This is a genomic window from Sphingobium xenophagum NBRC 107872 (assembly GCF_000367345.1).
In the GTDB taxonomy this organism is placed as follows: Bacteria; Pseudomonadota; Alphaproteobacteria; order Sphingomonadales; family Sphingomonadaceae; genus Sphingobium; species Sphingobium xenophagum.
Genome location: NZ_BARE01000044.1, coordinates 1 through 14,495 on the forward strand (window position 1 = coordinate 1; position 14,495 = coordinate 14,495).

General features: G+C 57.3%; 9 protein-coding genes. 4 read left to right on the forward strand and 5 right to left on the reverse strand.

Annotated elements, in window-relative coordinates:
* Window positions 1–195 precede the first annotated feature (195 nt).
* From SX1_RS24280 to SX1_RS22870, 4 genes are all read left to right on the forward strand, one after another.
* A complete protein-coding gene (locus SX1_RS24280) occupies window positions 196–351 on the forward strand; it encodes a hypothetical protein (RefSeq protein WP_019053993.1) in 156 nt (51 codons plus the stop codon).
* 74 nt (window positions 352–425) lie between these two features.
* On the forward strand, window positions 426–1,181 hold the full coding sequence (locus SX1_RS22865) for a class I SAM-dependent methyltransferase (RefSeq protein WP_019053994.1): 756 nt from the start codon (window positions 426–428) through the stop codon (window positions 1,179–1,181).
* Between the two features lie 419 nt (window positions 1,182–1,600).
* Window positions 1,601–2,389, forward strand: a complete 789-nt coding sequence (locus tag SX1_RS17240) for a polysaccharide deacetylase family protein (RefSeq protein ID WP_019053995.1) — start codon at window positions 1,601–1,603, stop codon at window positions 2,387–2,389.
* A gap of 226 nt (window positions 2,390–2,615) precedes the next feature.
* Window positions 2,616–4,310 (forward strand): glycoside hydrolase family 43 protein, encoded by a 1,695-nt coding sequence (locus tag SX1_RS22870; protein WP_052310919.1) that lies wholly within the window; start codon window positions 2,616–2,618, stop codon window positions 4,308–4,310.
* 269 nt (window positions 4,311–4,579) lie between these two features.
* Here SX1_RS22870 and SX1_RS17250 read toward each other — a convergent pair whose 3' ends face one another.
* From SX1_RS17250 to SX1_RS22875, 5 genes are all read right to left on the reverse strand, one after another.
* A complete protein-coding gene (locus tag SX1_RS17250) occupies window positions 4,580–6,178 on the reverse strand; it encodes a GH39 family glycosyl hydrolase (protein WP_370670740.1) in 1,599 nt (532 codons plus the stop codon).
* A 41-nt stretch (window positions 6,179–6,219) separates the two neighbouring features.
* On the reverse strand, window positions 6,220–8,850 hold the full coding sequence (locus SX1_RS17255; RefSeq protein WP_217996419.1) for a glycoside hydrolase family 2 protein: 2,631 nt from the start codon (window positions 8,848–8,850) through the stop codon (window positions 6,220–6,222).
* A gap of 68 nt (window positions 8,851–8,918) precedes the next feature.
* On the reverse strand, window positions 8,919–9,539 hold the full coding sequence (locus SX1_RS17260; protein WP_019054000.1) for a hypothetical protein: 621 nt from the start codon (window positions 9,537–9,539) through the stop codon (window positions 8,919–8,921).
* A gap of 28 nt (window positions 9,540–9,567) precedes the next feature.
* On the reverse strand, window positions 9,568–11,142 hold the full coding sequence (locus SX1_RS17265; protein WP_019054001.1) for a tryptophan halogenase family protein: 1,575 nt from the start codon (window positions 11,140–11,142) through the stop codon (window positions 9,568–9,570).
* Between the two features lie 178 nt (window positions 11,143–11,320).
* Window positions 11,321–14,458, reverse strand: a complete 3,138-nt coding sequence (locus tag SX1_RS22875) for a TonB-dependent receptor (RefSeq protein WP_019054002.1) — start codon at window positions 14,456–14,458, stop codon at window positions 11,321–11,323.
* Window positions 14,459–14,495 lie beyond the last annotated feature (37 nt).

The window sequence follows — 14,495 nt, forward strand, 5'->3', positions numbered from 1 at the left end:
CCAAAGTGCGACAAAATCTCATTCGTATGATCGTTGACGTCGACCAGATTCGCAAAGATTTTCTGGCCAATCAGATTATCGCGAGGCAGCAGAAGAAGGTCGGCGTTTTCTGCCTTGTAGTAAGGGCGAATCCGGCAATTTCCGACAGTCTTCGATCCAAGGCATTATGAACCAGATCAAAACCAAGGATATCAAGTGGTGATCTATGAACCCGCGATGCAGAAAGAGCCATTTTTCGGTTCGCGTGTGCTCCACGACCCCATGGCCTCCAAACAGGAATGCGACATCATCATCGCCAACCGCATGACTTCGAATAAGATCTTTACGCGGGATCTGTTCGGATCGGACTGATAACGATCCTTGCTGCAGTTGCAATTTCTGTCCATCATCATGGAATCGCAGTCCAATATCGCATGGAGACGTTAATGATCAGGCTTCCTCGCTTGCTTCGAAGGAAGCATTCCGCCGCGCAGGGCCATCAAAGCCATTCCGTCCGCGATTACCAAGCGCTCGTCCGCGCAAAGCTGAAATCCCTTCCCCACAACCCGACCTTGGCCCTGGCGCAGGCGATCGGCGCGCCGACAATGGCGGATTTTGTGTCGATTGGCGATGGCCATGTTGCAGTTCTGCGGCATCATGGGCTGACCGACGGTATGACCGTCTATGATCTAGGCTGCGGCTGTGGCCGCACAGCACAGGCGCTACGCCGCGCTGGATGGCACGGCGGCTATACCGGCGCGGACGTTGTGCAAGAACTGATCGACGAACTGGCCCGCCAATGTCCGGGCTATGATGTCCTGCTCAACGTCGCCCCCCGGATTGTTGCGCCTGACGCCTCGCTCGACATAGTCTTCCACTGGTCGGTCTTCACCCATCTCTATCCAGGTGAGTCCTATCTTTATACCTTGGACGCCTTTCGTGCGTTGAAACCTGGTGGCAAGATGATCTTCTCCTTCTTCGAACTGGAAGAAGCCGAGCATGACCGAGTGTGGAATGCTAATCTCGATCATCTACGCACCGGGCATCCTGCCGAACATCTGGATGCCTTCCTACACCGCGACTGGATCTGCCGCTTCGCCCGCGATGCGGGGTTTGCTTCGCCGCGCTTTACCGATGGGCATGACGACTCGGATCATCCACCCTTCTGGCAAAGCCTAGCCATACTGGAAAAACCAGCCTGATCTGCGCTATCCCAAAGTCGGCGCCACTTGCGGACCGTCTCGTGGCTGATGCCATAGCGCTTGGCCACGACACTAGCAGGTTGGGTAGCACGAGCAATTTCCGCTCGCACCGCGGGGGTGGTTCGGGACTGGGGATGATCTGCACCATCACGAAACCTCATCACTAAGAGTGGAAGAGCGCCACGCGTGATCCGCAATAGCGCTACTTACGATGTCCCAATGATAGGTCGCAAACCCGACATCTTACACCGTCCCGCAACGGCGTAGGCGAGCAACAGTTCCACGCCTCCCGTTTTACGCCGATTGGCATTAGAAGGGCGATCCTCATAGCCCATATCAAAGCATATTGATGTATTGCCGGCAGACAGTCTATGGTACCGCTATCAGAATCGATAAGCTGCTTGATCGAGGGGATGATAATGAAAAGATTTTTGGCGCTCGCGCTGAGTCTGGTGTGCGGCGTGTCTGCGGCGTCGGCAAATGAATGGCCCAATGGGGCCAAGGCGGCCATTGTGCTGACATATGACGATGCGCTGGATTCCCAACTCGACAACGCCGTGCCGGTACTGGACGAGGCCGGGTTCAAGGCCACCTTCTTCCTCGCCAGCGTAAAACCCTCCGCGCTGTCGCGTTGGCGCGATGTGGCGAAAGAGGGACACGAACTTGGTAACCATACCAAATATCATGCCTGCCCAGCTTCCAGCAACGCCACCGATCTCAGCCACACATCCAACGTCTATACAACCGAGCAGATGCTGAAGGAGATTGAGGAACAGAATGTGTTTCTGACCTCGCTGGATGGCAAGTCGACCCATGGGTTCGCGTCGCCATGCGGTCAAACCCTGGCAGGCGGCGTGAATTATCTGGAGGCGTTGCGGGACGCAAAGCTGGTGACATATGTGCGCGGCGTCTACACATCGCCCGAGAATTTGCGCGCCGACGTCGCAAAGATGGACCCAATGCGCATGCCCTCGCGCGGGTTCGAAGAGGGCGTCACGGGCGCAAAGCTGATCGAGTTCGCCAAGGAGGCGGAAGCCGGTGGCGGCATGGCCGTCTATCTGTTCCATGGTGTCGGCGGCGATTATCTTCAGGTTTCCAAAGCGGCACACCGCGAACTGATCGACTGGCTCGCCGCCCATCGCAGCGATGTCTGGGTGACCACCCTGCAGGGCGCACTGGACTGGGCCAAGGCGCATCCAAACCCCTGAAATAGAGCGCCCCATCAACGGCTCGCGGGGGACGGAGGCAACATAATTGGGTGCGCAAGAGGCTACCATAGCAGCCGTTATCACGGGAATGCATGTGATTGGCCGGAACGGTTCAAACTCCGCCCCCCCTCCCGGCTGTGCGACGCAATGACATATGGCAGCGTGGTACGCTGGACTGTGCCGTCCATCGACCTGCCTGGACACACCAAATGAAACGGAGATGACGATGATCAGGCTAACCGCCCTTGCGACCATCGCATTCACCACCGTTCTGCCTCAGAGCGCCGCCGCCGGGGACGCACGCTTTGACTATTTCAGTTATGCCGGTCGCAGTCAGGAAAGAATTACGCTGGGGCCAAGGCAATATCGCAACCCGATCTTGTCAGGCTATGCACCGGATCCAAGCATCGTCCGCGTAGGGCGGGACTATTATCTGGTCAATTCCAGCTTCACCAACTTTCCCGGCCTACCGATCTATCACTCTGGCGATCTGGTGACGTGGCGCCAGATTGGTAACGCCATAAGCCGTTTCGGCCAGTTCGATTTTTCAAATCAATGGGTTTCGGGCGGCATCATGGCGCCTGACATCTCCTATCATAACGGCACCTTCTACATCGTCTCGACAAATAACCGCAATTTCGTGATTACGGCAAAATCTCCGCAAGGCCCCTGGTCGGATCCGGTGTGGCTGGATTTTGACGGGATTGACCCGTCATTATTCTGGGATGAGGATGGAACGGCCTACATTGTAAACAATGGCCCGCCAGACGGCCCTGCAAAATTTCCCGGACACCGGGTTCTATGGCTTCAGGTATTCGACCCGGTTGCCAAAACGACGGTCGGGCCGCGCATCCCCCTGGTAGGGGGCGGGGAAAATCCGCCGCATCTGTTCTGGCCAGAGGGGCCGCACATTTTCAAAAAAGATGGATGGTATTATCTGATTGCTGCCGAGGGCGGCACAGGGCCGGACGAGAAACATTCCCAAATCGTTTTCCGCAGTCGCATGATCGGCGGGCCTTATGAGGCCTTCGAGGGCAATCCGATCCTTACGCAGGCCGATCTGCCGGCGACGCGGCCCCACCCGGTCGAAGCCGCCGGTCATGCAAAGTTCGTTACCACGCCGTCAGGTGACTGGTGGGCGGTCTTTCTGGCAGCCCGCGCCTACGCGCCAACCTTCTATAATATCGGGCGGGAAACCTATCTGTTGCCCGTCAACTGGTCGGCCGACGGATGGCCCACCATATTGCCACATGGGACAGCAATCCCTTTCGCTCTGGACAAGCCAGCATCGGCGGGCGCGACTGAACCCGGCGCACCGCAGAATGGCGATTTCTCCTTTGTCGACAATTTCGACGAAAAGCGTCTGGGTCTGGGCTGGATGGGCATTCGCGTACCGGCCAAGTCCTTTTACGATCTTAGTGAAGGCCGCCTGATCCTGGCGCCGGGTCATCGCTTCGGCGATCTTTCCGCAGCGCCAGCCTTCATTGCGCGCAAACAGGCGCACGCGACGGCAGAAGTATCGACCGCGCTGGACTATGAGCCTGACCATGAAGGCGACCGTGCAGGCCTCGTCGCGCTGCAAAGCGATAATGCCTATCTCTTTCTCGGCGTGATCAAAAGTCAGGGCAAGCGGCAGATTGCCGTCATGCGCTGCGAAACGGCGGGCGATCCGCAGGCCGGGAAGGCTGTTTCGTCGGTGGTCCTGCCACGCGGGGCACGGACAGTCCGGCTCAAGCTGACAATCGACGGTGGAGCGCTCAGCGCATCCTATGCCTGGGGCAGGTCGGGATGGAGGCCTTTGCAGACAGGTGGGGACGCAACGTTCCTCAGCACGAAAAAGGCGGGAGGCTTTGTTGGCACGATGATCGGATTGGCGAACGAAACCAATCGGTCGAACCACCCTGCCCCCGCCGCACCTTAGGCATATCGCTCGCGGCCGTCACTCTCGGTCCATCCGTCGCCTGTTGGCCATTTCACGCAGAATATGCGCGGGGGTCGTCGTCTCGGCCAGCGGCATAGACCCATCCTGGTTCGGACAGGTTTTGAACTTTCGCAGTCCAAACCTGTCCGAGCCTCATGAAGGCCGCGCAAATCTGCGCTATCACCCGAAAAACGTCTGATCGAGGCCGATAGCCCGTCCTTCCTTGTCGGGGACGTCCTAAAACGGGTGCCGGATCAAAGCCGCGATGGTCAGTTACCTGCTCTCTCAAGCTTCACCAGCAATACATCATTGCTTCGGAGCGGAATGCTGCGGCGCATGCCGCCATCTGCGCCCACCTTGACAGTCTGGTCGATCTCCGGCGCGTCGCTGGTCAGACCCTGCAAAGTGCTGATCTGGTCCGACGTCAATTTGTCAGGGCGGCCCCATTCCATATATTGCGTATAGGGGTCATTGGCCTTGTAACCAGTGCGATAGACCCGCAACCTGTAGCTGCCCGGCTTGAGCGAAGAGAGTTTCAGGTCAACCGGCGCCAGATTCGTCGCTGGATGGACCTTAGTGAAATAGGGGCGGTTGCTCTCTTTCTGGTCGGGGATCGTATAATTCCAGATCACCCCGGCGAAATTGTCTCCATCGCGCGTCAGCCAGGATTCCTGGTCGCTGTTGCGCAACTCCTGCGAACCCAGCGCATGCAGATATTTATAGGCGAAGAAGGCAGATTTGCGGATGCCTTCCCGGTTGACGAGGCCAAAGCCGCCATGGAATGGCGTCGGCGGCGGACCGGCTTCCTCGAACAGATCGGAATAGACCCAGTAGCTCATCGACTGGGCGTCCTTTTCCGTCCCTTTCAGCTTGTTGAGGATGAAGGGAGCGCTCAGATAGGCATCGTGAATGGGGTCACGCGGATTATAGCTGGTGCTCCATTCCGTAATGTAGAGCGGCAGACCCGGCTTGGATGACGCATCAATCTGGCTGCGCGCCCTGCGTATATCGCCGATCACGGCATTTCGATCGGGCACCAGCTTGTTGTCGCCCTGGCCCTTTTCGTCGAGGAAGCCCCCCGCGACACCATAGGTGTGGGTAGCGATGAAATCGACAGGGAGCTTGTTCGCGTCGGCATAGGCGATGAATTCGGGAATCCATGCGACGCCTGCGGTAGCCGGACCGCCAACTTTCAGCGCGGGGTTTACGCCCCTTATGGCCTTCACCGTTTCCCCGTAGAGACGAAAATAGGCCTGCTGGTCGGCATTGACCCAGAACCCGTCGAGATTTGGCTCGTTCCACATTTCGAAGCGCCAGCTTTCGACCTCTTTCCTGCCGAAATTGGCTTCCAGATTCTGGACGAATGCCGTGATGAAGTCGGACCATTTCTTCCAGTCCTTGGGCGGCGACACATTGCCCCGCCAGTAGAAGATGGTGCGGTCCTGCGACGCCAGATCCTTGGGCATGAAGCTTACTTCGATCATCGGCTTGAAACCGGCCTTCAGCACCTCGCGGTACACCTGGTTGACCCGGTCGAAATTATAATAGGGCCGTCCGTCAATCTCGCGATAAGCATCCGTATATTCGGTAAAAATGCCGTGGAAGCGGATATATTCGAAACCAGTCTCGTCATGCACCAGGCGCATCTGGTCCTGATTTTCCTTGCGCAGCAACAGCCCTGCATGACCCGAACCCACGCAATCCCGCCATACCGTGCTCATAGGCCCGGAAATCGACTTCATGTTGGCAGAAATTGTGCGCGTGCCCTGTGCCGACGCCTGCGCGGACGTTAGCGAGACTATTGCAGCCATCGTCGCGACCGTTATTTTCCCGGCGAGAGATTTCATTGGAAAGTGCCTTTCATTCATTCTGAACTGAAAGAGAAAATCTCTCTTCCCTGTTGCCAAGCCTACATCGCGCCGATGATGCGGATGTCGGCAACACCCGCAGCAGCGCCAGCCGGCGCCATGATTTTCATCCGCAGGCGCGATCCGACGACCCGTTTCACATCGATGATCCGCTTCTCTGCCGTCTCAGTGGTTGCCGATTGATCGGCCACGACGACCCACTGTCCATTCTGATCTTCCACTTCAGCGACGAAGCGATAGTTGCCGGGCTGCGGGAAAATGATTTCCAGCTTTCGGAACTGCAGAATCTTTTCCGGACTGACCGAAACCCATGGCGCATCATCGCCCTTCGCCGCCATCCACGACGTTCCCGGATCGCCGTCATTGACCAGTCGGGATGAATGCCCCTGTTCACTGGAACTCGCGCCTGTCGGGTTATCCTTCCCAAAACTGGCATCGGGTGCGAACATGAATTCAGCGTCGGTTCGCTTGGCTTCGGTATAAGGTCGATCGGGCGCAATCGGCGTTACTCCGGGGACGAATGCCGGTCCGCCGATCGTTTCGATCGTCAGTATTGCGTCCTTGAGGCCGGGCGAACGGGCGCGCAAAATACTCTTCCCCGATTGCCAGCTCCGCATCGTGATGGCCGCCTGCCCATCGCGGATGGGAATGTCGCTGTCAGGCGCAAAGCGGATCGTCCGGCCGGTGGGCAATTCGCCCGGCCCCGATTCGATCGACAGCGTTACAGGCGGGCTGTTGCTCAGCGCGCGGCCCTGCGCGTCGAGCACGGTGACAACCACATGCACGTCATCGGTCCCATCGGCCCGTTCGATTACTGCGCTGTTAGACGTCAGGCGCAGCGCCGCTGGCTCACCTTGTACAGGCCATTGGGGCGGCGCGACGCCGCGATAGGCCTGACGGTACCAATAATAGCTGCGTTTGGGCAGGCGGGCATAGTCGACCACCCCCATGGATCCGAATTTGCGTCCCACGATGGAGCCGTGATCAAACCCGGCCCAGACAGCTTCACCCGACCGCCACCCTAGGCGCCAGGGGTAATCCCCTTCCCCCTCCGCCGCGCCGGGCGTTCTGGGCAAGTCGCCCCAGCCTGGATCGAATTCGCCGGGCCTATCCAGCATGGTGGAGCCATATTCCGACACCATGTTGGGAATGCCCGGATTGGGGAAAAGCGCAGCCCCGTCGCCATTATAACCGGCCACATCGCCCAGCTTGTCGATCTCACCGCGCTGCGCGCCACCGATTGCGGCGGGCCTTGCAGGATCAAGCTTATGGCTCAACGCGACCAGATCCTTCAGGAAATGCCGCACCTCCGGCATGACCTCGCCCGCCGAGAAGAATGGCTCGTTGCTCATGCTCCAGGCGATGACCGACGGATGATTGCGGGAAATGCGGATCATCTCCCCCAACTGCTGCTTGACGCTCTCTTCAAAGCCCGCCTTGTATCTGGGATCGACCGGGTAGGCGCTGGACATCCAGCTTCCGTCAGGCCCGAAACCGCCAATCCCCCAGAACGACGCTTCGGACCAGAACAACATGCCGATCTGGTCGGTTGCCTCGGCGAAGTGGGGATCGTGGGGATAGTGCGAACCGCGGATGAAATCGAAACCGGCATCCTTCATCATTTGCACGTCGCGTTCCATGGCGCGGTTGGACACGGCATCGCCCCAACCAGCCTGGTCCTGATGCACGTTCGCGCCCTTCAAATAGCGGTGTTTCCCGTTCAGGAAAAAACCGCGATCGGCGGTCCATTCGAACCAGCGGAACCCGAATGGCGTTTCGTATCGATCCACCCGCCGGCCATTGGCCAGCACCGTGGTCACCGCCTTGTAGAGGATGGGTGTTTCCGGGCTCCAAAGTGCTGGAGCCGTGATCGGCCCGGACGACTGGCTCAACGTGGCGAGCGCACCGGCTTCAAGCCGCCGTCCGCGATCGTTCATCGTTGCAACGATCTTGCCGGCCGGATCGTGGATATCGGTGCGCAGCGATACGGTCACGGCCTTGCCGCCATCATTGCGCACTTCGGTATCGATCGCAACGCTGCCGCTTCGTTCAGACAGTGCAGGCGTCGTCACCCTGGTGCCGTACCAGGCGACGTGCACCGGATCGGTCGTCACCAGCCAGACGTCTCGATAAATGCCACCCTGAAACACATGCTCGCCCGCTCGTGGGGCGAGGGTCGGGTCCCATAGATTGTTGACGCGCACCGCGATGCTATTCTCGCCGGTCCTCACGGCCGATGTTATGTCGACGGAAAAGCCGGTATAGCCGCCGCGATGACGCCCGACAGGGATGCCGTTGACGAAGATTTCAGCGTCCTGAAAGGCACCCTCAAATTCCAGGGCGATCCGTCGGCCGCGCCATGCGGCGGGCACGGTCAGACGTTTCCGATACCAACCATAGCCGGTGTAGAACTGGGACGCCTGGAAATATGGGATGCCAAAGCTGTGCGGCAGGCCAATAGGCTGCCACGCACGATCGTCATATCCCGCCTCCTTGGCACCGGGCGCATCGCCAATTTGGAAGCGCCAGTCGGCGTTGAAATTGCTGCGCAGGCGCGCGATCGACGCCGGCCTTTCCTCACCGGGGCGACTGGCGGCCTGCACCGACATGACCGTAGCCATGCCAAGAAACGCCGCTGCTGGCGGCGTCAACCATTTCCTTAGTCGATTCATCGGCCTCTCCGCCGCGGATGGCAGAACGCCTGAAGGAGCGGGCGCAGCCAACCAGAGTGTGGACCGCTTTACGGCGCAGGCGTTTCTCGCTGGGTTTCGAGCACCTGGGGATCGCTGGCCAATTGGTGGATATAGTTCCGACGCGCATCGGCGCCGCCCTTCATGCTGCTATATTCGTTGCGCTGATCCGCGGTCAGGACGATTTTGGCGTAACCGCGATCAAGCATGCATTTGCGCACGACCGTGAACATCTTTTTCTTGATCCCAGCATACTGCTCCTCGGGCCGGGTGGCGGCTATCACGGCTTGCTGATCCGCAGCCTGACGCGCAGCAATATCCAGCCCGTTATGCACTCGGATCGAGCCCGCTCCAGCTTGCGTGTCGCCCATCTGCCCGGCATCACGGCCTAAGGCGGCCTGAGCGGAGGCATCTATCGCTTCCAGCTGCTTGGATGCCTGCGCCAAAGCCTTTACTTCCTCGGTATTATCGATGTTCACAGCCAGCCCTTGCATCCCGCATTCTAGAGCCTCAGCGTTGAACTGGTCGTAGCTGACATCAGCCTTCGCCCAAATGGTAAGGGGAGCGGCCACCTTCGCGTATGCGCCGACGGCGGAGAAACTCACAACAGCGGCGCATGTCAGGAATCTGGAGCCGAAAAACACGAACTGGTCCTTGCGGTTACTCTTCACTGCGACACTCCATGTGATTGCGTTTCGACTAAAGTTCGCCAAAGGCCGGAACGGGAGTATGTTCAGACGCCCCGGCGAAAGCATGGAGATAGTCTCCATGCAGGGGCATGGCTCCCACCACTGAGCGCACCCTGCCGTTGAAGGCTTCAAAATAAGCCAAGACTTCCTGGTCGGTGAGTCTATCCAGCTGAGGCACAAGGCCATTTGCCCGAAGACCTTGGCCATGCATCACCGACAGCCAGCTATTATAATTAAAAAACTCATCCGGCTTTACGAACAGGCGGCCGTGCGGCTTGAACATATCGATCCGCCTTTGCAGCGTATCGGGCACCGCCATATATTTACAATATTTCCAGAATGGCGTGTCTTCCCGGTCCGTCACCTTGTAGTGAAGGATGATGAAATCCCGGATCTGCTCGATTTCCTTCTGCATGTCCGCATTGAATGCGTCGATTTCCGCTTGAGCGAAATTCTTGTCGGGGAAATAGGAAAGCAGCTTGAATATAGAGGATTGAACGAGATGAATATTCGTCGATTCCAGCGGTTCGAGAAAACCCGAAGCCAATCCTATGGACACACAATTCTTCACCCAGACTTCGCGACGGCGGCCGGGTGTGAAACGCAATCTCCGCGGAGAAGCCAACGCTTTACCGTCGAGCACATCCAGCAGTTTTGCCTCAACAGCATCGTCACTTTCGGCGAAGGCTCCGCTGTAAACCATTCCGTTGCCGGTGCGATGTTGCAACGGAATGCGCCAACGCCAGCCTGATTCCTCGGCAGTCGATTTTGTATAGGGGACCGGTGCTTCCACCCTGGCGCTGGGTACGGCAACCGCCCGATCGCAAGGAAGCCAGTGCGACCATTCCTCATATGGGCTCTTCAGCACCTTTTCGATCAACAGACCGTATAGCCCGGTGCAGTCGACAAACAGGTCAGCCTCGAATTCGCGTCCATCCTGAAGACGAACCGATCGGATGAAACCATTTTCCGGATTCTGTTCGACATCGATAATCCGACCGCTGACATGCCGCACGCCGCGCTGGGTCGCAAAATCTCGCAAATAGCTGGCATATAGCGTGGCGTCGAAGTGGAAGGCATAAAAGTGCGAGGGCAGGCCTGACTTTTCTACCGTCTGCGGGTGACGAAAGCGGTTGTTGCGCGCGGCGACCGCCCCGACGTTGCTGTCTTCCAGAACTGTTTCCACGCCTTTGGCCGCCATGAGTTCAGCTTGGCGCAAATACATATGGTAGAAGGACACATCTTTGAAATTTGGTCCGAAATGGGCAAATGAATGAAAGTAGCTTTCGTTCAAATTGCCCCAATTGATAAATTCAATACCCAGTTTGAATGTCGCGTTGCACTGTTTCATGAAGTCGGCCTGATCAATGCCGAGCATCTTGTTGAATAGATGGATGAATGGAACGGTCGCCTCGCCAACACCGATCGCACCGATCTCCGGAGATTCGATCAGCTCGATCTCCACGCCAGCACCGGCCAGGTCGACGCTCATGGCGGCCGCCGTCATCCATCCTGCCGTGCCGCCACCCGCGATCACAACCTTGCGCACTGCGTTCGGATTTAGCGTGTTTTTTTCATCTCGCATGGGCCGCCCGTTCTTTCTATCCGGATACGCCGATCAACTTCTGCGGCGGTTTCGTCATGCCGCCGAAACAAGCTGCGCTACTAACATCGTTCACACAAGGTCCTAAGAGCGCCGCTGCATCTTGAATATCGCCGGGTCCTGATAGGCTCATAACCTACCAAGACCCGGCAGCAGTTCATCAGAAGCGAGCACGCAGCGTCACATTGGCCCGTCGATCGCTTATGTTCGTGTTATAGGGCAAAAACACACCCGGCAGCGGCTCCTGATACGTCCGTGACTTCGTATTCAGGACATTGTTGAACGCCGCGTTGAGTGTCACCTTGTCACTGAACTTATAGTCAAAACTCAGGTCAAGATACCCAGCCGACGCGCCCCACAATGGAACCATATTGAAAACTTCGAACGCATATGTCTCGCTATAGTCCGTAGGGCTCAAAATTGCCCAGTAAGGATTGCCGCCGGAGGTCGCGAAAGACAGTGGATTGGCGTTTGTGGAGAGTAATTGCTTTGAACGCCAGTTATAAGCCGCCCGCGCGTTCACCCGACCTTTACTATACAGCAACTCGGCATTGTACGCATATTTGGACAGGTTGAAAATTGGCAGTTTATCAAAATCATTACCCAGAACATCGGTGGCCATCGGCCCGGGATTCTTGCTGTCGACAAAGGTGAAGTTCAGATTGACGCCGAACCCGCTGAGAAGACCTGGCAATTTGTCAAAGAAGGTGCGTGCGCCTACTTCAAACCCACGAAGATGTGATTTTTCCGTCGTCGTCTGATTTTGCAGATAGGTCCACGGAATATCGACCGTCACCGTCTCGCCATTGCCGTTGACAATCGGCGTTGGCTGCACCTGCGTGAAAGCCGTGAATACATCCTGATCCCGTACCTGCTTGGCAAACAGATTCAGGTACAACATCGTGCCGCCACGGGGATACCACTCAAGAGAGATATCCTGGCTGCGGATCATCACCGGTTTCAACTGGGCACCCGACGATTGGTTGACAAAGTTGGTCAGGATCGGCTGCGAAACAGGATCGCCACCTCCTGGAGCAGCATAGGTAATCGTCATCGTGGTCGGGTTAATATTACCGCCGGCACGAATAGCATCGAGATTGGGCGGAGACACGGATTCGGATGCCGCGCCTCTCAGGATAACCTGCGGGGACAGGTCGAACTTGATGTTGAACGACGGCAGAACCCGGAAATAGCTATACTCGATCGTCCTGGGCACGCTGGACTGAGGCGTACTGAAAATCGTCGTAGGATCAGGGTCTTGACCATTGAATTCGGCCTGAGCGGCTGCTGCCGCAGATGCTTCATCCAGATAGAAATTCGAGGCCTGATTCTGTGAGAGTTGACCAAAGCTTCGTAGCTTGGCGCCAATCAATCGCACGCCGATATTGCCCGTGAAACGAGGGACAGAGCCGGTCGCTTCACGTCCGAACCTCATCTGAACATATCCAGCGAAATTCTGTACCTTTGTATCGGTAACCCCGTTTTGATTCTGGAGGAACTGGTCGTAATATTCATCCCGCGTTCCGGGGGTGATCGACCCATCAGGGTTCGTAACGTTCAAGGCGGTGTTATACGCTGACTGCAAACGATACCAATCGAAATTCTTCATCAGCTTTGCGCTGGGAAGCAGAACAGCGCCCGGCGACGGCACCGCACCGCCAAAGAAATTGGGGAAATCGTGCAGTTCGTAATCGTCGGAAGATCCAAGCGGCGACGCTCTATCCCCGGAAAGATAATATTTAAGCCCAGCCCAAGGCTGCGCTAACGGCGCCCAGTAATTTCCGATGAAATTATCATCTTCGTTACGTACCGATGCCCGCGCGCCGACCGATACGCTCTTGAAGAAGGAATCGTCGCCAAAATCATAATCCAGGTCGAGATTGCCCGCGAGCATGCGGCCTTCATTGTCCACGCCACTATAGGCCATGCTGGACCAGAATGCAGTTTCCGTATTCGCCAGAGCATCCGCATCAAATCCGCCGACAACGGGAATGGGGCCCCTTAGATCAAAACTCGCCGATGAAAGATTGGGATCTTCCTGTACGATCGTGGCGAATATGTTTTTGCTCTTGGCCTGAGACTTCACATATTGCAGCGCACCACGAATTCTTACGCGATCACCGGGTGTCCAGACAAAACTTTGGCTGATGTCCATGGTCGAGTTCTTGCTTTTGCCGACCGATCGCGAACCGGTGAAGCCCTGCAAATTGGTCAGCGGTTCCGTGCAGCCATAGACACCGTTAGCCCAGTCTGCCGTAGCCGTGGAAACCGGCCCGCCATATCCGGCCTGGGATCCGCAATCCAGATCCGGCCGCGGCGACCATCCAGGAGAATACTGCCCCAGCCAGGTGTTGCCGCCCTGACCGTACACGACCTGACCCGTCGCACCATAGCGCAGCGAACCCGCAATCATCGCGCCATTATCATCATAAACGGGATCGACCGGAATATAGACAGCCGATGCAGACGGCCTTGCACCAAATCCGCCATTGGAACTCAGACTATCCACGTCATATTGCGAATAGAAAAAGGTATTGGTGAACGTCAGGTCGGAGTTGGGCTTCCATTGCAGCGCCTGATAGGCACCAATGCGATCGCGCTTATACTGGCTGTTGCTCCAATCATATCCGTATGGAATCAGGCCCACATCGGGCACGTCGACGGTACCGCCCGCCCCATCGGGCCGGGTAACAACCAGAGGCGAACCCGGCGCATGCTCGGCAAAATAGGTCCTCATCTTCATATCGCTGCTCTGCGCCTGCAAGCGCGCGAAGGCGAAGTCTTGAAGTATACCGAACTGACCGATGCCGGTATCCCAGGTCTTTGACCAGAGAATGGACGCATTAGGAGAATATTTCTCGCTCAGATCCCCGTAACTGCCGCCAATCGTGACCGCGATTTCCGGCTTCTTGAGATCGAACGGGACGCGGGTGCGAAGATCGACCAGCGACGCGCCGCCTTCAATAAGGTCCGCGCGCGACGCTTTGTAAACGTCTACAGCAGCCATCAGTTCAGGCGTAATGTCGTTCCAACTGATGGCACTTGCGCCGCTGGCGCTGAACACTTGGCGGCCATTAAGCATACTGGAATTGTAAGGAAGGCCGCGAACAGAAATACCGCTACCTTCGATCTGGAAGGCCGGATTGCCCTGCGATACGGCAAAGCGCGACAAGGCGACCCCGGACACGCGCTGGAGAACCTCGGTCACGGATGTGTCGGGCAGCTTTCCGGCTTCATCGGCGACAACGGAATCAACGATCGTATCGGAGTCTCTTTTGATGTTGATGGCGTCTTTCAAGCTTCTGCTGTCGATTTTTCTCGGTCTTTCTGGCTTG